This window comes from Halomonas sp. H33-56 (assembly GCF_040147035.1).
GTDB lineage: Bacteria > Pseudomonadota > Gammaproteobacteria > Pseudomonadales > Halomonadaceae > Halomonas > Halomonas litopenaei.
This window is the reverse complement of record NZ_JAMSHP010000001.1, coordinates 163935-182968: the sequence shown is the minus strand read 5'-3', so window position 1 is coordinate 182968 and position 19034 is coordinate 163935. Positions and strand designations below refer to the sequence as shown.

Genomic DNA, 19034 nt, shown 5'->3' with positions numbered 1-19034 from the left:
GAGTTACTATGCAAGATCGTTCATTCAAAGGTCAGGTGGCCATCGTCACCGGTTCCACCCAGGGACTGGGCGAGGCGGTGGCTCGCCACCTGCTGGGTCGTGGCCTGTCCGGCCTGGTCATCTGCGGGCGCCAGCGGGACAAGGGCGAGGCCCTGGCTCGCGAGCTCGAGGGTCTAGGTGAGGACGCCAAGGTGCTGTTCGTGCCCACCGACATGACCCGGGTCGACGACTGCCGCCGGCTGGTGGCCCAGGCCGATGAGGCCTTCGGGCGCATCGACATGCTGATCAACTGCGCCGGCAACACCGAGCGCGGCACCCTGCTCGACACCGACGAGGCCGCCTACGACCGACTGTTCGCGGTCAACACCAAGGCGCCCTTCTTCCTGATGCAGGAAGCTGCGCGGCGAATGATCCGCGACGGTATCGAAGGCCGCGTGGTCAATATCCTCAGCATGTCCGGCCACGGCGGCCAGCCCTTCATCTGCGCCTACAGCGGCAGCAAGGGGGCGCTGGCCACCCTGACCCGCAACGCCGCCTACTCGCTGCTGCGCAATCGCATCCGCGTCAATGGCCTCAACATCGGCTGGATGAACACCCCGGGCGAACACCGCATCCAGACGGATACCCACGGTGCCGAGGATAACTGGCTGGAAGCGGCCGCCCGCACGCAGCCCATGGGGCGCCTGCTGGAACCGGAAGAGGTCGCCAGCGCGGTGGCCTTCCTGGCCAGCGACGCCTCGGGAATGATGACCGGGACCATCGTCGACATGGACCAGAGCGTGCTGGGCTGTCACGACAGCGCGCCGCAGCCGCCCGCCGCCATGCGCTGGCCTGACTGAGGAGGACAGACGATGGAGCATTTCATCGATCGAACCCAGCTTGATGTGGCCGCCTTCGAGGCCCTGGTCCAATCGACGACCAATGCCGAAGAACTGCCCCAGGCCGAGCGCATCGTCTCCGGCATCCCGCTCTACCGCGCAAGCCATGCCCTTGACTGTCTCGCCGACCCGCAGCGGCGGCGCACGCTGCTTGACGAGTGGCATCACTGCCTGCTGGACGGTCCCGGGGTGCTGGCGATCACCGGAATGATGGAGCGGACCACGGTGGACCGCGCCAGCGAGAGCTTTCTTGCGCTGATCGAAGCTGAACGGGGACACGGCCAGCAGGGCGACCATTTTGCTGCGCCGGGTGCCAATGATCGCCTGTGGAATGCCTTCCAGAAGCACGGCGAGGCCGACCCGGACGGTTTCGTCGACTACTACGCCAACCCGGTGCTGGCGCTGGTGGCCGAAGCCTGGCTTGGCCCGGGCTACCAGATCACCTCCCAGGTCAATGTGGTTAAACCGGGCGGGCGCGCTCAGTTGCCTCATCGCGACTATCACCTGGGTTTTCTGAGCGAGGCACAGGCGCTGGGCTACCCGCTGTCATTGCAGGTCGCCTCACAACACCTGACGCTGCAGGGCGCCGTGGCCCACGACGACATGCCGCTGGAAAGCGGGCCAACCCAGTTGTTGCCTCACTCCCAGCGCTACCCCGAAGGCTATCTGGCCTACCGCGACCCGGCCTTCCAGCAAGTGTTCGCCCGCCATCGCGTTCAGCTTCCGCTGACCAGGGGCGACGGCCTGTTCTTCAACCCGGCGCTGTTTCACGCCGCTGGCGACAACGACAGCCAGGACCTGCGGCGCATGGCCAACCTGCTGCAGATCTCCTCGGCCTTTGGCCGTGCCATGGAGAGCGTCGACAACACACGCCTGGTGCGCGCCGGCTTTCCCGCGCTAAAGGCCCGCTTCCAGCGCGATGGCTGGACAGCGGCGATCCGCGCAGGTGTGACCGCCCTGGCCGAGGCCTACCCGTTCCCGGCCAATCTTGATCGCACCCCACCCCAGGGCGGGTTGGCCCCCCAGAGCCAATGCGAGTTGCTGACACAGGCCCTGGACGAAGACTGGGACGCCGACCGCCTGGACCGGGCACTCGACCGGATGGCGCAGGACCGACGCGCCTGAATCGCTGCATCAACGTGACACCCCTGAGCACGATCACCCGCAACACCAACAACAATCGGAGTACAGCCATGAGCAAGACCACCGACAAGACCAGCGCAACACACACCGGGATCAAGCGCCCCAATCCGTTCTCCAGAGCCATCACCGGCGCCCTGGTCGCTGGCGCCATGGCGCTGTCGGCGAGCCAGGCGGCCGTTGCCCAGGACGCCGACCCGCTGAAGTTCGTGGCGATCACCCATATCGTCGCGGCGGACCCCTTCGGCAACGTTCTCAAGCGCGGTTTCGAGGATGCCGCCGAGGAGATGGGAGTGGAGCTTCTCTATAACTCTCCGGCCCAGTACGACACCTCCCAGATGCTGAGGATGATCGAGCAGGCGATTGCCACCCAACCCGATGGCCTGGCGCTGACCATGCCCGATGCCAGCGCCTTCGCCGAGCCGGTGCGCGAGGCCATCGCCGCCGGCATTCCGGTGGTGGTGCTCAACACCGGCGAAGAGATCGCCGGTGAGATCGGCGCACTCAACTATGTCGGTCAGAGCGAGTACCGCGCGGGCAAGATGGCCGGTGAGCGCATGAAGGAAGCCGGCGTCGAGAGCCCCATCTGTATCAACTTCGCCCCCGGCCAGTCGCAGCTTGACGCCCGCTGCAAGGGCTTTACCGACGCCTTCGACGGCAGTGCCGAACAGATCTCCACCACCCAGGATCCCACCGCCATCACCAATGCCGTGCTTGCCCACCTCAACTCGAGCCCGGACACCGACGGCGTGCTGAGCCTGGGATCGCTGGCCACCGACCCGCTGATCAACGAATTCCGCAGCCAGGGCGCCATGGGCCAGATCGCCTTCGCCACCTTCGACCTGTCCGCCGAGACGCTGGAAGCGGTTCGCGATGGCGAGATGCTGTTCGCCATGGATCAGCAGCAGTACCTTCAGGGCTACCTGCCGATCATCTCGCTGGCGCTGTACAACCGCTACGGCCTCAAGCCCACCAACAATATCCAGACCGGGCCAAACTTCATCACCCAGGAAAACGCCGAACAGGTCATCGAGCTGACTCAGCAGGGCTATCGCTAAGCGGCCACCTCACCCAATGGCCATCCGCCACCATGGCAAGGCCGGCGACTCACCGAGCAGGCCTTGTCGGTACTGATCATCCACACCTCGCCCGCCCTTCATGGGCGGGTTCGCTTGACAGGAGCATCACATGAAAATCGGCCTCGTCACCGACAGCCTGGCCAATATGTCACTGGACGACCTGCTCGCCTTCTGCGCCGAACAGGGCATCGAGTGCGTGGAATTTTCCATCGGCAACTGGTCGGACTCGCCCCACCTCGACGCCGCAGCACTGCTCGACAGCGAAGCCGCACGCCAGGACCTCAAGGCCAGGCTCGCCCACCATGGCGTCACGATTTCCGCCTTCAACGCCAACGGCAACTCGCTGCATCCCACCGATGGTGAGCGCCAGCACAGGGTGGTCGAGCAGGCCATCGCGCTGTCCCGTCACTTCGAGGTGCCCCGGGTCAATCTGATGTCAGGCCTGCCTGGCGGTGGCCCGGATGACCGTTTCCCCAACTGGGTGACCGCCGCCTGGCCACCGGAAACCGCCCAGATGCTCGACTACCAGTGGAACGAGGTCGCGCTGCCCTACTGGCGCAAGCTGGCCGACCACGCCCGCGGCGAAGGCATTCGTGAACTATGTCTGGAGATGCATGGCAACCAGCTGGTCTACAACCTGCCGGGCTTCCTGCGCCTGCATGGCGAGATCGGCGACATCGTCGGCCTCAACTTCGATCCCAGCCACCTTCTGTGGATGGGCGCCGATCCCATCGAGGTGGTCCAGCGCTACGCCCGCCACATCTACCATGTTCACGCCAAGGACACCGCGCTCAACCCGGCGGCGGTGGGCCTGACCTCCCGTCTGGACAATCAGCCAATGGGCGATTTCCGTGATCGCGGCTGGTCCTACGTGACCCTAGGGTACGGCCAGAAACTCGAGTGGTGGAAGGACTTCTGCTACTGGCTGCAGGCCGGGGGCTACCAGGACGGCGTGCTGAGCATCGAGCACGAGGATATCAACCTGTCGCGCCGGGAGGGCGTGGTGCGCTCGGTGGAACTGCTGCGCGCCTGCATGCCCAGCGAAAAGCCCGACTACGAGCTGCCCAACGCCAACTAGGCCACGCCGGTGATCGCCCGGCTCGACCAGCCTCACCATCCCCGGGCGACGTGACCCACCAGCGGAGACAAGCGAATGCCCAAGGCGCTCAACATTGGCCTGATCGGTAGCGGCTTCATGGGTCAGGCCCACGCCGATGCCTACCGCCGTGCCCGCACGCTCTACCATGATCTACCGCTGCGTCCTCGCCTGGTCGCCATCGCCGACCAGGGCGATCAGGCCGCCAGGGCCGCCGCCGAACGGCTGGACGTCGAGCGCGCCTACGGCGACTGGCGGGAGCTGGTCGCCGACCCGCAGGTGGAAGTGGTGGACATCACCTCGCCCAACGCCCTGCACTTCGACATGGCGATGGCCGCCATCGACCATGGCAAGCACGTCTACTGCGAAAAGCCCCTGGCCATGAACGATGACCAGGCGGCGAAGATGGCCGAGGCGGCCCGCGCCCGCGGGGTCAAGACCATGGTCGCCTTCAACAACATCAAGACGCCGGCGGCCCTGCTCGCCAGGCGACTGATCGACGAGGGTGCCATCGGCACACCGATACGCTTTCGCGGCACCTTGGACCAGGGCTTCTTCAACGATCCCGAGCTGCCCTGGTCCTGGCGCTGTTCGCGCCAGCAGGCCGGCACCGGGTCACTGGGCGACCTGGGCGCCCACACCATCAGCGTCGCCCAGTTCCTGATGGGCGATATCGAGGAGGTCTGCGCCCAGAGCCAGATCCTGTTTGCGACCCGGCCCGTGGTGGATGGAGCCGGCGAGGGCGCTGGCTACGCCAGCAAGGCGACAGCAGGCGCCGAGCGTCGCGAGGTCGAGAACGACGACCAGACCCAGGCGCTGGTGCGTTTCGCCAGTGGTGCCGGCGGCGTGATCGAAAGCTCTCGGGTGGCCGCCGGCAAGGTCTTCGGCATCGGCTGGGAGGTCAGCGGCAGCGAGGGCACCCTGGTGATGGACGGCGAGCGCTTCAACGAGCTCAAGCTCTTCCGCTACGCCGACCGGCGTGAGGATCGCGGCTTCAAGACCCTGCTGGCGGGCTCCCAGGTGCCGCAGTTCCGCGCCTTCTTTCCGTTCGACTACGGTGGTGGCGGCATCGGCTACTTCGACGTCAAGGTGATCGAGGTCCACGACCTGGTCCAGGGCATCGCCTCATCTGCCGGCTGCTTCCCCGACTTCGCCTTCGGCCGCCACAACCAGAATATCCTCACCGCCATCGACGTCTCCTGCCAGGAGCGTCGCTGGGTATCGGTGCCCGCCCCCCAGCAGCGCTCATCCGCACAACTCACACCCTGACCGCAAGGAACCCGACCATGATCGACGCACCGGTACGCTGGGGCATCCTCTCCACCGCCAATATTGCGCGCATCAAGCTGATACCGGCGATGCGGGCGAGCGCCCACGCCGAGGTTCTGGCGGTGGGGTCACGCAACCAGGAATCGGCCCAGGCGTTTGCCGACGAGATGGATATTCCGCGCGCCTACGCAAGCTACGAAGCGGTGATCGACGACCCGGAGGTGGAGGCAGTCTACATCCCGCTGCCCAACCATCTGCATATCGAGCTGGCCCAGAAGGCGCTGGACAAGGGCAAGCACGTTCTGTGCGAAAAGCCCCTGGCGCTTACCGCCGAACAGGCGGCGAGCCTCAGGGTGCCGCCGGGACTGTTGTTCTGCGAGGCCTTCATGGTGCGCCACCAGCCGCGCTGGCTGGCGGTCAAGGAGCGCATCAAGGCCGGCGCCTATGGCGACATCCGCATGGTTCAGGCCATGCTCACCTTCGGTCTCGACGACCCCGGCAACTACCGCATGCGCCCGGAGTTCGGCGGTGGCGCGCTCTATGATGTCGGCTGCTACGCGGCCATGGCGACTCGCTTCGCCTTTGGCTGCGAACCCCGGCGGGTGATGGCCCACGCAAGCCGCGACCCGGAACATGGCGTGGACGTCGTCGCCAGCGTGCTGCTCGACTACGGCGAGGGGCGCCACGCCAGCCTGATGGTCTCCACCGCCACCAGTGCCGCCCAGCACCTGCACATCGTCGGCAGCCAAGGTGCCATCGATCTGCCAGAGCCCTTTATCGCTCCGGTCGAGCGCCCGACCCGGGTGGTTCACGACAACGTCTTCGACCTCTATCAGAGCGACCCCAAGACGGAAACCTTCCCGCCCATGGACCAGTACGAACAGGAGGTCAGTCGTTTCTGCCGCGCCCTGCGCGGTGAGGAGGTCGGGCTCTATGGGCTGGAGGATTCCATTGCCAATCTCAGGGTGATCGACGCCATCTTCGCCTCGGTCGACAGCGGCGGCTGGGCCGCAGTAGCGCAGTAGCGATATTCGTGAGGCATTTCCCCGCTACGGCGGGGCTTTTTTTGGTTCATCGCACCTTGCCTGGAGCAAGGCCCGACAAGAGCCCGGGCGGGGCGCGCGCCCCCCTTCCGGTCTCACGCGTGACGCGGGCTGTGCAGACGCCTCTGCCACGCCCACAGGGCGCTACTGGTGCCCAGCGAGGCAGCCAGGGCGAGGCCAAAGGACAGCACGGGGGAAAGATGGGCGGCGGTTGCCGCAAGGACGGCGCTGAAGGCCACCAGGCTGAGCATGCCAAGCTGGGTGTCGGCCAGGGTGGCCCGAGCGACCTCGGCGCCGTAGCGCTGGTGCAGGGTCAGGGCGATGGTCAGCATGCCGATGGGAAAGCTCAGGGCGACGCCGGACAGCGCCGGGGCGATATCCGCCAGCACCACGGTCGCCAGACACACGATGCCCCCGGCCAGGGTGCCGCGTATCAGCAGGTCGGCCCAGACTAGCGGCGCCGACACCGCCGTCCGCGACAAGCCCAGCGCGCGCATCAGCCGCATCGCCAGGGCCAGGCAAGCGATGAACAGCACCAGCGCGAGACCCGTGCCGCCTGGCAAGACGGCAGCCAGCGCCGCCACCGGCAGCCATAGCACGGCGGCCAGGGCGACAGCCGCCAGCGCGCCCTGTCGCCCCGCCAGCAGCACATACGCCAGACAGAACGCCAGGGTCGCGAACATCGCGTGCAGCGAGCCCAGCGCCGCCTCGGCAACGAAGGCGCCGGGCTGCTCGCCCAGCATGAAGAAGTAGCCGGGCCCCAGCACGATCGGGGTGCCGGCCAGCACCCCGCCCAGGCGTGGCCCCAGGCGCACCACCGCCACCGACACGCCGATCACTACCAGGGCGGTGGACAGCCACTTGACCAGCAGCAGGGTGAGCATTCACGGACTCCTGTCTGGCCGCTACATCACGTCGCCGCTATTGGGACCAAGGGTCTGGCCCAGGTACAGATCACCATCCGGAGACGCCGCCAGCATCAGCGCCGAAGGCGCCACTTCCTCGGCCCTGCCGAAGCGTCCGAGCGGCAATTCCGCCTCCTTGTCGGCGATCCATTCCGGGCTCAGTCCCTCGAGCATCGGGGTCAGGATGGGGCCAGGCGCGATGGCATTGGTCAGCACGTTGAAGGGTGCCAGCTCCCGCGCCATGGACTTGGTCAGCCCCAGCACGCCGGCCTTGGCGGCGCAGTAGTGGGACAGCCCCATGCCGCCCTTGAGCGCCAGCTGCGAGGCAACATTGATGATCCGCCCGGCCTTGCGCTCGACCATATGCGGGGCCACCGCGCGGCTGACCAGAAAGACCCCGCGCAGGTTGATGCCGATCATGCGGTCGAAGGTCTCGCTGGTCATCTCGAGAAACGGCGTCTCGTCGAGGATGCCGGCGCTGTTGACCAGCACGTCGATCACCTGGTGGGTGCTGATCACCTCATCGACCATGGCCTTCACCGAGGCTTCGTCGGAAACATCGACGCGATGGGTGCTGACCCGGGCGCGCAGCGCGCGGGCCACCTGATCACAGGCATCGGCGTTGAGGTCGGCCACCGCAACGGTGGCACCTTCGGCGTGGAACAGGTTGGCGATGGCACGGCCGATACCGCTGGCGCCGCCCACCACCAGGGCAACCTTGCCCTGAAGTTTCTGTGACATGGGATTCTCTCCACTCGCTGGGGGCACGAGGCGAGGGCCGCCGCCCTCGCCTCGCGTCGCTGGCTTGGATGCGCCTTGGCCGGCGCCTTGACGGCTGGCCTCAGCTCGGCCAGCGCACGGTCAAGCCGCCGTCCACGATCAGTTGCTGGCCGGTCACGTAGGAGGCGTCGTCACTGGTCAGAAAACGTATCGTGCGAGCGACCTCATCGGCGTGGCCGACCCGGCCGGCGGGGATCACCTTGCCTGCGGCGGCAAGGCCATCCGGGCCCAGGGAGTTGACCGGGTCCAGTGACTGCGGGGTCTCGATCAGCCCGGGGATCAAGGTATTGACGCGGATGCCCCGAGGGGCAAGCTCCACCGCCAGCGACCTGACCAGGCCCATCAGCCCGCTCTTGGCGGTGGCGTAGTGGGCGTGCTCGTCCCAGCCATAGACGCCGCCGGCGATGGACGACACCGCGACCATGGCGCCAGGCCCCGTCATCACCCGCGCCGCGCTGCGAAATATCCGCATCACGCCGGTCAGGTCCACCGACAGCATGTCGTTCCAGGCGTCGTCGGTCAGATCTTCGAGCGCTGCCTGACGCAGGATGCCGGCGCCAGCCACCGCGATATCGAGCCTGCCGAAGCGGTCGATGGCGGCCTGGGCCAGGGCGTCACACTGGGCGCCATCGCGCACGTCCAGCGCCACCGCCACACACTCGCCGCCGGCATCGGCAACCGCCGAGACGGTCGCCTCGACGTCATGGGGGTCACCGGGGTAGTAGCCGGCAACCACCTTGGCGCCTGCCCTGGCGTAGCTGACCGCCAGCGCCTGGCCGATGCCACTGGCGGCACCGGAGATGATGGCGACCTTGCCGGCCAGGCCATCGTCGCGTGTCAGAGCACTCATGCCACCGCCTCCTCGAGGGTGTCGTGTTCACGATGGTCCACATGACGGGTGCCGAACATCAAAAGTCCACTGAGCACCAGCGGCAGCGAGCCCGCCAGGATCGCCGACCAGGTCATGCTGACACCCGCGGTCAGCAGCACCGACACCAGACCGGAGCCGACGATGGCCCCCACCGGCGCCATGACGTGGGCCACGTTGGCCCCGGTGCCGCGCACATGGGGCGGGAAGGATTCACCCATGTAGAACAGGATGGCGGCGAACGGACCGAGCAGGAAGAACAGGGTGACGGCGTACATCAGGTAGACGAAACCGTCGCTGGCCGGGCCAAGCAGCATCAGGATGCTGGCGACGCCGCCGAGCAGAAAGCCCATCAGCACGGTGTTGCGCCGACCGATGCGATCGCCCAGCCAGCCGTGGCTGAGGTAACCGACAAAGCCCACCGCGTTGGCCAGGATCAGCACGTACAGCGAGCTTTCGAAGCTGACGCCCTTGGCCTCCACCAGCACCGTGGTGCCCAGCACCGCGAACACCTGGATCGCCATCCAGCTGAACAGCCAGACCAGCGACAGCGAGATGGTGTGACGACGCAGTTCCGGCGTGAACACGCCCTTGAGGCCCAGGTTGCTGCCGGTGTTGACCTCGACGTCGTGCTCGGCGGCAAGCTGGGCGGCACCCTCGGCGTCACCCGCCTTGCGCCGCCGCTCGACCTCCTTGATCGCGGCGAAGACCGGCGACTCGGGCAGCCGGACCGCCATCACGATGACGATGATCGAGGCGCAGGCGGCGACGAAGAAGCTGCCGCGCCAGCCGACGATCGGCAGCAGCAGCGAGGTCATGCCGGCGGCCAGCAGGGCACCGACCGGCCAGCCACTCTGCACCAGGCTGTACATGAAGCCGCGGCCCTTGGCCTTCTTGTAGATCTCATTGAGATAGACGGCGTTGACCACCTCTTCGGAGACCGCAAAGCCGGAGAAGGCGCGAATGATCACCATGGAAGCGGCACCGATGGCGATACCGGACAGGCCGGAACTGACGGCGCCGCCGATCACCAGCAGGATCAGCGTCTTCTTGCGGCCGAAGCGATCGAGCATGGTGCCGACCACCAGCGACACCAGGAACACCCCGATGGTGGCCCAAGTGTTGACCGCGGTGGCCTTGGCGGTGGTCCAGCCGAAGTCTTCGGCGATGACCGGCAACAGGGTGCCGAACAGGGTGTAGTCGTAGACCGACGCCACCCAGGCGATAAAGCAGACCAGCGAGGCGTAGCCGATCTGTTTCTTGGTGATGACAGCGTTCCAGGGCTCGTCCGCGTCGGGACGGGCCCCGGAGGGCGCGGTTTGGGTTGGCTCGGTCATTGACGTCACCCTCTTTCGTTATCGTTGTGGTGTGGTTGTCAGGGGAGGCGCGATGGCGTCGCGTTCAGCCGCGTGGATGGCGGCTGGCGAAATCGTCGGCGATCTCGTCGAAGGTGCAGAAACGCACGCCTTCGTGGCTCTGCATATGCTCGATCAGTCGCTCAAGCATCATCAGCACCTGAGGACGGCCGGAGACGTCGGGGTGGATGGTCATGGTGAACACCGCGTAGTCGTTCTCGCGGTAGACCCAGTCGAACTGGTCCTGCCACATCTCGCCCAACTGACGCGGGCTGACGAAGCCATGACTGTTGGGGGACTTCTTGATGAACATCATCGGCGGCAGGTCGTCGAGGTACCAGTTGGCCGGGATCTCGATCAGGTCGGTCTCTTCACCACGCACCAGCGGCTTCATCCACTCCTTGGCCGGCTTGGAGTAGTCGATCTTGGTCCAGGAGTCACCGACGCGCACGTAGTAGGGGTGGAAGTCGTTGTGCATCAGGCTGTGGTCGTACTTGATGCCACGCTCGAGCAGCAGCTCGTTGGTCACCGGGCTGAATTCCCACCAGGGCGCCACATAGCCGGTCGGCCGCTTGCCCGACAGCTGGGTCACCAGCTCGATGTTGTAGTCGAGCACGTCGCGTTCCTGCTCGCGGGTCATGGCGATGGGGTTCTCGTGGCTGTAGCCGTGGACCCCGACCTCGTGACCGGCGTCGACCACCGCCTTCATCTGCTCGGGAAAGGTCTCGATGCTGTGCCCGGGAATGAACCAGGTGGTCTTCAGGTTGTAGCGCTCGAACAGCTTGAGCAGGCGCGGTGCACCGACCTCGCCGGCGAACAGGCCGCGGGAGATATCGTCGGGGGAGTCCTCGCCACCGTAGGAACCGAGCCAGCCGGCCACGGCGTCCACGTCGACACCAAATGCACAGAGAATCTCTTTCTTCGCCATCTTGAACACCTCGTCTTGTTGCTTGGTCTTGTTGGGGCTTGCGGTGGCGCCGCTGGCCCTGGTGTCGGTCGTGCGCTTGCTGGACTACCGACGTGCCATCGGTCCTGCGGCGTCAGCGGTTGTGTCGACCGCCATCAATTGAAGACTGGATACAAAGGTCATTTTTGTCAAGACGGAGATTTCAGGCGTAGAGCAGCGCGTCGCGACGCTCGCCAATGACCAAAACCTGCGGCCCAAGCCAGGTTATAGGCAAGACTGGCGATACAAGGCCGACCATTCAGGCTTTCAGCAACAGCCAAAAGTGCAAACCTTCTTCGACCAATGGGTGAGAACAGACGAGCCCCAAAAATGCCGATCGAATAAAACGTCATTTTTTATGGGCGCGGTATCCAACTGACATTTTTTACTTCTAGACCAGGAGGGGGCAGGACAGCACACCGGCCTGCGGCAGGCCGACCGCTAGACTTGAGGAAAGGCCGCAAAAGGCAAGAGACCGGAAACAAAGGAACATGCCGAGGACGGAGCGCAAGGCGGCGCCGACGCTCGCCCTGCGCCCTGCGCTTGCGTCAGACGATACGCTGAAGGTAGGGGGGAAGGTCGGGTTCGGGGAATACCGACAGCACCTTGAGCCGACGGCGGGTGCGCTCGGCAGCCGCCTGGAGGTGGGACTGCAGACTCGAGGCGGCGGCGTCGAAGGCGCCAAACAGCAGGTGATCGATCACCAGCTTGTGCTCCATCAACAGGGGCTCGTCCCGAGGAACCCCCAGCGTCTGGAAGAACATGCGATTGACGATGACCGGCAACTGGCTCTGGGCAATCATCTCGCCGGCCTTGCGATTGCGGTAGTGACGCAGGCAACCCTGGTGCAGGTCACGTTCGAGTCGAGCGATGGTCGCGGCAGACTGCTGCTCGGGGTGGTCGATCAGTCGCTGCACCCGGTCGCGCATCAGCTCGAGCTCCTCACGTTCGATCAGCGGGCCAGAGGCCTTGAGCGCCGCCGGCTCCAGCAGCACTCGAATCTCGTAGTCCTCGGCCACCGCCTGGGCGGTCAGCGGCCCCGCCAGCCAATGGGAGTGGCGATCCTTTTCGATCAGCCGTTGGCTGCGCAGCCGTCCCAGCACCTCTCGCGCCACGGTGCGGCTGACGCCGTAGTAGTCGCTGAGGCTGGTCTCGACGATGCGGAAGTGACCAAACGCCAGACAGGTGGCCACCGCCTCCTCGACCTCGGCGTGGATGCGCTCGGCCGCCGGACGGGTATCCACCACCGGTGACTCATCGATGCCGAGACCAAGACGCTCAGGGGTCAGCGCCTCCCGCGCCGGCTCCACCGCTCCGGGATCGGGTGTCGCCAGAAAGCCGCGCCCTTCAAAGCGGCTGATCAGGCCCTGCTGGTGCAAAAGCTCCAGCGCCTTGCGCACCGGCCCACGACTGGTGCCGAACAGCCGTGCGATAGGCCCTTCCAGCAACACCTGATTGGGCGGCACCCGCCCCGACTCGATGGCTTCTCGCAGTGAATCCTGGATCAGCGCGTAGCGGGGGGCGCGACTGCCCTCCTGCCTCGACCTAGCTGGCGTACTCAGCACCCGTTCCTCCCTGACGTCCAATCACCTGACCTCTCGCTTACACGCCACCGATGTCCGGCAGCCACGATCCAAGGCCCGGCAGCCGGGCAACAAGCGCCCATCTTGACACCTCTTCAGGACCCTTTCGAGCCACTCGGAAATGACGTTTGTTGCCAACTTCACAAGATCCATTCCCGTCTGCACGAACACAAAAAAGCCTTTTTACCGGAAAACAGCCTATTACAGATTGTCCTCGCCCCCTATGCGGCTTAAGGCGCAGGACGGCCCTTGCCAAAAAATGATTTTTGTATCCATACTGCATTTATGCGAAACGGAGATATCTCTTCGTCCGACGTCGCTATCGCCTCCAACAACAACCAACGACATTCAAGGAGCGCTCCCGTGGCCACACCACAAGACGCCCCCACCCCCGCCACTTCGGCGGCAGCCCGCGACAGCGGCGACCACCTGCTGGAAGCGGCGATCCTGCCGGTCTGGCTGAATCAACGCACCATCGGCTTTTTTGGCTTCATCTGGCTATGGATCGGCATGGCGGTGATCATCGCCACCTTCCAACTGGGGGCCGGCGGGGTCGCTGGCCTTCCGCTGATACAGGTCGTCGCCATCATCTTTCTGGCCAATCTGGTACTCGGCGTGGTGATGAGCCTGACCGCCGACATCGGTACCGAACATGGACTGTCGTTCGCGGTCTACCTGCGCGCGCCCTTCGGCCTCAAGGGCACCCACCTGCCGGCGGTATCCCGCGGGGTGGTGGCGGCCATCTGGTTCGGCGTGCAGACCTACCTGGGTGCGCTGGCCCTGAACGGCATCGTCGAGTACCTGTGGGGCCTGGACAACTGGATCCTGTGGTATGTGCTGTTTGCCGTGGTCCAGATCGTCAACACCGCCCTGGGCATCCGCGCGGTGGAGCTGCTGGCGTCGATCGCCGCCCCCTGCATCGTGGCCATCTCGGTGTGGATGTACTTCACCCTCGACGTGCTCGCCGAGACCCAGGGCATCAATATCTGGACCTTCGTCGGCGACCAGAATGTGGCCGCGCTCGGCCTGTTCTTCGCCAACATGGCGTTCTGGTCGGCGCTGGCGGTGGATATCCCCAACCTGACCCGCTTCCTCAAGACAAAGGGTGGCGAGCGCAGTTTCTTTCAGCGCAACAAGAACGTCTTCGTCGCCCAGTTTCTGGCGCTGCCGGCCACCCAGGCCTGGATCGCGCTGATCGGCGGCGTGTCCTTCATCGCCGCCGGTGACTGGAATCCGGTCACCGTCATCCAAGGACAGGGCGGCGGCCTCACCCTGATCGCACTGCTGGCGATGGTGATCCTGGCCCAGTGGTCGACCAACAACGCGGCCAACCTGATCCCGGCGGCGCTGACCTTCGTCAACGCCGGCGCGCCAAGGGTCAGCTACCCGGTCGCCCTGGTCATCGCCGGCATCATCGGCACCGCCTCGATGCCCTGGCTGATCCTCAACAACCTGTTCACCTTCCTCAGCTACTACGGCGCCGTGCTGTCGGCGGTGGGCGGCATCATGGTGGCCGACTACTACCTGCTGCGTCGGCGTCGCCTCAACGTTCCGGCGCTGTACGATCCCAACGGCCAGTTCCGCTTCAGCGGCGGCTTCAACCCCGCCGGCCTCATCGCCTGGATCATCGGCGGTGGCCTGGCGCTGATCTTCCTCGAGTACGCCTACGCGGTAGGCTTCGGCTCGGCCCTGGTGGTCTATATCGTACTGATGAAAGCCTGGGTGCTGCGGCGCTATCCTCAGGAGGAGATCACCTCCGGCTACGACGACCGATTCCTCGCCACCTCGGTGGGCCGCAACTGGGTCTACACCGAAAAGGGACGCTTCGAACGCCTGGAAACCGGTGACATCCCCGACTCCGCGCTCAAGCGCGAGGATCGCTGAGTCGTCGTCTGGCGCCGCCCGCGGCGGCGCCCACCACCCGCTACAGGAGACGTGCATGCCTGCACAACCCTTCACCGCCCTGGCCATCGGCGAGGCCATCCGACGCGGCGAACTCGATCCGGTCTCGTTGACCCGCCAATGCCTGACCCGGGCCGCCGACAGTGACGCCGTCTTTATCTCGCTGACCGAACAACGCGCCCTGGTAGAGGCCGAGGCCTGTGCCGAGCGTCAGCGCTCGGGCACCCTGCGCGGGCCGCTGGACGGCGTGCCGCTGGCCTGGAAGGATCTGTTCGACATCGCCGGCACCGCCACCACCGCCGGCGGCAAGGTGCTGGGCAAGACGCCGGCCGATCGCGACGCCGAGGCGGTACACCACGCCGCCGGCGCGGGCATGGTCTGCATCGGCAAGACCAACCTCACCGAGATCGCCTACTCGGGGCTTGGCCTCAACCCCCACTACGGTACGCCGCACCATACCCCTCCCCCCACCTCGAGCGAGCACGAGCACGAAAGCAGAAACGAGAACGAGCCCAGGGCCCCCGGCGGGTCCAGCTCCGGCTCCGCGGTGGCGGTCGCCCAAGGCATCGTGCCGGCCGCCATCGGCACCGACACCGCCGGCTCGCTGCGCGTCCCCGCGGCCTTCAATGGGCTGGTGTCCTATCGCCCCTCCCAGGCCCGCCACTCGCGCCAGGGAGTGACACCGCTGGCCGACAGCCTGGACACCATCGGCGTCATCGCCAGCACCCTCGAGGACTGCCTGGCCATCGACGACACGATGCGCGGCAGCGCGCCGCTGGTTCGTGCCGCCGCCGTGCCCGAACAGTCGGTGATCGTACTCGATGCAGGCTGCCTCGACGACCCGAGGGTATCCCGTGCCGTGGGCGACAATCTGGAGGCCTGCGCCAGCCGTCTCGAGGATGCCGGCTTCCACATCGTCCGTCGCCGTGTGGCAAGCGTCGCCGACACCCTGGAGGCCATCACCCGCCACGGCTGGCTGGGCGCGGCGGAGGCCTACACCGAGTACCGCGCTCTGCTGGAAGGCCCCGATGCCGAGGCCATGGACCCCAGGGTACGCAAGCGCCTGGAGGCCGCCCGCCAGATGCCCCCGGACAGCGTGGTCAGCCTGTATCGCCTGCGTCAGGCGCTCAAGACGCGGCTGCGCGATGAGCTCGCTGGCGCGACCCTGCTGACGCCCACGGTGGCGCATGTGGCGCCCTTGCTCGCGCCGCTGGAAGCCGACCCCGAGCACTTTGCCGAGGTCAATCTGGCGACGCTGCGCCTGAGCATGGTGGCGAGCCTGCTCGACTCGCCGGCGGTGGCGCTGCCCAGCGGGCGCGACGACGACCGCCAGCACACCAGCCTGCAGCTGAGCGGCCCCTGCGGCGAGGACGAAGCGCTGCTGCGGGTGGCCCTTGGCGCCAGCTCGGCGCTGACGGCGTAACTCACATTCATTCGGCGCCGACGGCGCCATCGGAGGTTGGCATGTGCGGACTGTGCGGCGCACTCGGCGGCGAAAGCCACTGGAGCACCAACATCGAGGACCCCGAGCAGGCCCACTACGCGCGCAGGCGCGCCCGCGCCTACCGGGTCACCCTGATCAATCGCGTGCTGAGCCCCCGCCGGATCACCATCGAGGACTTCCAGGCAGCGAGCTTCGTGCTCGCCACCGCCACCGGCAAGCGCGAGATCGTGCAGGATCTGGGCGGCGTATGGCTGCAGGCAGAACGCATGGGCGGTCATGAACTCGACCCGCTCGATCCCGCCTTCCTGGCCTCGCTGCAATGACCCCAGACCACCACGACGAGGACACCACCATGAACGAGACGACACCGCTGGTGCCGGTGCACGTGATCTCGGGCTTTCTGGGCGCCGGCAAGACCACCCTGCTCAAGTCGGTGCTGGCCAGCGAAGCCTTCGGCGACAGTGCGGTACTGATCAATGAGTTCGGCGACGTCGGTCTCGACGACCGCCTGCTCGGCGAGATCGCCGAGGATGCCGTGCTGCTGTCCAGCGGCTGCGTCTGCTGCACCATCCGCGGCGAACTGTCAGAGGCGCTCAGACGCCTGCTGTCCCGACGCCAGGACGGCGAGATCCCGGCGTTCAAGCGCATCGTGCTGGAGACCACCGGACTCGCCGATCCGGGCCCGATCGCCTCGACCATCACCGCCGACCCGGTACTGCGCCACCACCTGCGCCCCGGCACCAACCTGACCCTGGTCGACGCGCTCAACGCCGTCGACAGTCGCGCCCAGCACCCCGTCTGGGAGGCCCAGGTGGCGGTGGCCGACAAGCTGGTGATCAGCAAGGCCGACCTGGTCGAGGAAGACACCCTGGCAGGGCTCGAGGCCATGCTGGATACGATCAACCCGGCGGCCCAACGGCTGGGCGCCGAGGCGCTACGCCAGCCCAGTGATGAGCTGTTCGCCAGCGGACCGCACCTGCAGCGTTTCACCCCCGGCCAGGTGAAGTCCTGGCTCGGCCCCTGGCGCAAGCCGCCTCAGCATGATCCGGACCATCTCGGCGACATTCGCTCCTTCCGCCTCGGCCTCGAGGGCGAGGTCGACTGGACCTGCCTCGGCATCTGGCTGTCGATGCTGCTCAACCGCCATGGCAGCGATATCCTCAGGGTCAAGGGCGTGCTCCACGTCCAGGGCGACGATCGACCGGTGGTACTCCACGGTGTCCAGCACACCATCCACCCGCCGGAGCACGTGGAGGCCTGGCCTTCGGACGGCCGCCGCTCGGAGCTGATCTTCATCACTCGGGACATCGACGCCGAGCGCGTGACACAATCGCTTGCGACCTTCATGGACAAGGTCAGCGACCATCCCAGCCCAAGGATCCTGCATGCCTGACACCGCCAAGCCCAGCGCCCCCTTTGTCCAGCGCAGTCCGGTCACCCTGCGGGTACTGGGCACCTCGGTGACACTGCTGGAGAGCATTCGCCAGCGCGCTCGCGAGGACCTGGGCCTGCGCCTGGAATTCACCGTCATGGACGGGGTGGCGGCACAGCGTGCGGGAGTGCTGGCACCGGACAGCTTCGACATCTACGACCAGTGGTTTCACAACGTCGATTTCGTGTGGCCGGCCGGGGCCATCCAGCCCATCGAGCTTTCACGCATCCACCATTGGGATGCGATCAACGACTTGCCGAAGACCGGCCAACTGACGCCCCACGCGCCGCTCGGTGCCGGCGGTAATCCGGTCGACCGGCTCTATATCCAGGCCGACGGCAGCTGTGGCGCCCGTCCCAGCGAGCGCATCACCATGCTGCCGGTCAGCCACAACGTGGACAGCTTCGGATACCGCCTGGACATGCTGCCCCACGGCCTCGACAGCGAGCAGGAAAGCTGGGGCTGGCTTTTGGACCCGCGCTGGCGCGGCATGGTCAGCCTGCAGAACGACAGCGCCATCGGCGCCATCGACGCGGCCCTGGCCGCCAAGGCCGCTGGCCTGGTGCAGTTCGAGGACCTGGGCAACCTGAGCGTCGCCGAGATCGACTGCCTGATCGATTGCCTGATCGAGCTCAAGCGGGCTCAGCACTTCCGCACCTTCTGGAGCAACCAGGACCAGGCCTCTTCGGACATGCTGCGCGGTCGCGTCGGCATCGAGAGCCTGTGGTCACCGGCGATGACCGACCTCAAGCAGCGCCAGCTCAAGGTGCGCATGGCGGCACCGAGGGAAGGCTATCGCGCCTGGTATGGCGGCATGTCGCTGTCACGCAGCATCGAAGGCCGCAGCCTGGACGCCGCCTACGAGTATCTCAACTGGTGGATCTCGGGCTGGCCCGGCGCCGTCATGGCACGACAGGGCTACTACATCTCGACCCCGGAATTGACCCGCCCTCACCTGTCTGCGGCGGAATGGGACTACTGGTACGCCGGCAAGCCCGCGGCGGAAGAACTCGCCGGACCGTCAGGCCCCTGCGGCATGATCCACAAGGGTGAGGTACGCGACGGCGGCGACTACATGACGCGCATGAGCCGCATCGCGGTGTGGAACACGGTGATGGACGAGCACAACTACCTGGTGCGGCGCTGGAACGACTTCATGTCGGCGTGAGCCCGCTACAGCCCGTCGCTCGGCTCTGTCCGAAAAGTCGACGAGCGAAGGTTAGACAAGGCAAAAATCGGTGAGAAAGCGCAGTTTACAGGGTGTAAATGAGCATTTTGATCCGATTTTTAACGCCGTATTACCGAGCGCAGGCA

General features: G+C 66.2%; 17 protein-coding genes. 11 read left to right on the top strand and 6 right to left on the bottom strand.

The genetic code is table 11. The annotated features are described in order from the left end of the window. Positions 1–8 precede the first annotated feature (8 nt). From NFH98_RS00860 to NFH98_RS00835, 6 genes are all read left to right on the top strand, one after another. Positions 9–839: an SDR family oxidoreductase gene (locus tag NFH98_RS00860; RefSeq protein WP_349622102.1), complete on the top strand. Its 831-nt coding sequence runs from the start codon at positions 9–11 to the stop codon at positions 837–839. A 12-nt stretch (positions 840–851) separates the two neighbouring features. Then, on the top strand, positions 852–2003 hold the full coding sequence (locus NFH98_RS00855; RefSeq protein WP_348827411.1) for a phytanoyl-CoA dioxygenase family protein: 1152 nt from the start codon (positions 852–854) through the stop codon (positions 2001–2003). A 68-nt stretch (positions 2004–2071) separates the two neighbouring features. Continuing rightward, complete coding sequence (locus NFH98_RS00850) at positions 2072–3076, top strand: sugar ABC transporter substrate-binding protein (RefSeq protein WP_124805062.1); 1005 nt, start codon at positions 2072–2074, stop codon at positions 3074–3076. A 130-nt stretch (positions 3077–3206) separates the two neighbouring features. After that, complete coding sequence (locus NFH98_RS00845) at positions 3207–4175, top strand: sugar phosphate isomerase/epimerase family protein (RefSeq protein WP_045993143.1); 969 nt, start codon at positions 3207–3209, stop codon at positions 4173–4175. Positions 4176–4250: 75 nt separating this feature from the next. Further along, positions 4251–5462, top strand: a complete 1212-nt coding sequence (locus NFH98_RS00840) for a Gfo/Idh/MocA family protein (RefSeq protein ID WP_349622101.1) — start codon at positions 4251–4253, stop codon at positions 5460–5462. Between the two features lie 17 nt (positions 5463–5479). After that, complete coding sequence (locus NFH98_RS00835) at positions 5480–6487, top strand: Gfo/Idh/MocA family protein (RefSeq protein WP_348827410.1); 1008 nt, start codon at positions 5480–5482, stop codon at positions 6485–6487. Between the two features lie 113 nt (positions 6488–6600). Here NFH98_RS00835 and NFH98_RS00830 read toward each other — a convergent pair whose 3' ends face one another. The 6 genes from NFH98_RS00830 to NFH98_RS00805 all read right to left on the bottom strand — a co-directional run bounded on the left by NFH98_RS00830 (position 6601) and on the right by NFH98_RS00805 (position 12924). Further along, a complete protein-coding gene (locus NFH98_RS00830) occupies positions 6601–7389 on the bottom strand; it encodes a hypothetical protein (protein WP_287163567.1) in 789 nt (262 codons plus the stop codon). A 21-nt stretch (positions 7390–7410) separates the two neighbouring features. Then, positions 7411–8151 carry an SDR family NAD(P)-dependent oxidoreductase gene (locus NFH98_RS00825; RefSeq protein ID WP_045993139.1) on the bottom strand — a complete coding sequence of 247 codons (741 nt, stop codon included), beginning with the start codon at positions 8149–8151 and terminating at the stop codon, positions 7411–7413. Positions 8152–8251: 100 nt separating this feature from the next. Beyond that, positions 8252–9040 carry an SDR family NAD(P)-dependent oxidoreductase gene (locus NFH98_RS00820; protein ID WP_045993138.1) on the bottom strand — a complete coding sequence of 263 codons (789 nt, stop codon included), beginning with the start codon at positions 9038–9040 and terminating at the stop codon, positions 8252–8254. Continuing rightward, on the bottom strand, positions 9037–10395 hold the full coding sequence (locus tag NFH98_RS00815; RefSeq protein WP_108449503.1) for an MFS transporter: 1359 nt from the start codon (positions 10393–10395) through the stop codon (positions 9037–9039). The genes NFH98_RS00820 and NFH98_RS00815 overlap by 4 nt, the downstream gene beginning before the upstream one ends. Positions 10396–10459: 64 nt before the next feature. Beyond that, positions 10460–11341, bottom strand: a complete 882-nt coding sequence (locus NFH98_RS00810) for a polysaccharide deacetylase family protein (RefSeq protein WP_045993136.1) — start codon at positions 11339–11341, stop codon at positions 10460–10462. A 566-nt stretch (positions 11342–11907) separates the two neighbouring features. Next, complete coding sequence (locus tag NFH98_RS00805) at positions 11908–12924, bottom strand: GntR family transcriptional regulator (RefSeq protein WP_348827409.1); 1017 nt, start codon at positions 12922–12924, stop codon at positions 11908–11910. Between the two features lie 381 nt (positions 12925–13305). On the opposite strand from NFH98_RS00805, the gene NFH98_RS00800 reads away from it, so the two are divergent. Genes NFH98_RS00800 through NFH98_RS00780 form a run of 5 tightly spaced genes read left to right on the top strand, consistent with a single transcriptional unit; the run spans position 13306 to position 18888 of the window. Then, a complete protein-coding gene (locus tag NFH98_RS00800) occupies positions 13306–14826 on the top strand; it encodes an NCS1 family transporter (protein WP_231498543.1) in 1521 nt (506 codons plus the stop codon). A 55-nt stretch (positions 14827–14881) separates the two neighbouring features. Beyond that, a complete protein-coding gene (locus NFH98_RS00795) occupies positions 14882–16267 on the top strand; it encodes an amidase family protein (protein WP_348827408.1) in 1386 nt (461 codons plus the stop codon). Between the two features lie 41 nt (positions 16268–16308). Next, the gene (locus NFH98_RS00790) at positions 16309–16611 is read left to right on the top strand and encodes a hypothetical protein (protein WP_348827407.1); all 303 of its coding nucleotides are present in this window, start codon (positions 16309–16311) and stop codon (positions 16609–16611) included. Positions 16612–16640: 29 nt separating this feature from the next. Continuing rightward, the gene (locus NFH98_RS00785) at positions 16641–17681 is read left to right on the top strand and encodes a CobW family GTP-binding protein (protein ID WP_349622100.1); all 1041 of its coding nucleotides are present in this window, start codon (positions 16641–16643) and stop codon (positions 17679–17681) included. Continuing rightward, positions 17674–18888 (top strand): ABC transporter substrate-binding protein, encoded by a 1215-nt coding sequence (locus tag NFH98_RS00780; protein ID WP_348827406.1) that lies wholly within the window; start codon positions 17674–17676, stop codon positions 18886–18888. The genes NFH98_RS00785 and NFH98_RS00780 overlap by 8 nt, the downstream gene beginning before the upstream one ends. Positions 18889–19034 lie beyond the last annotated feature (146 nt).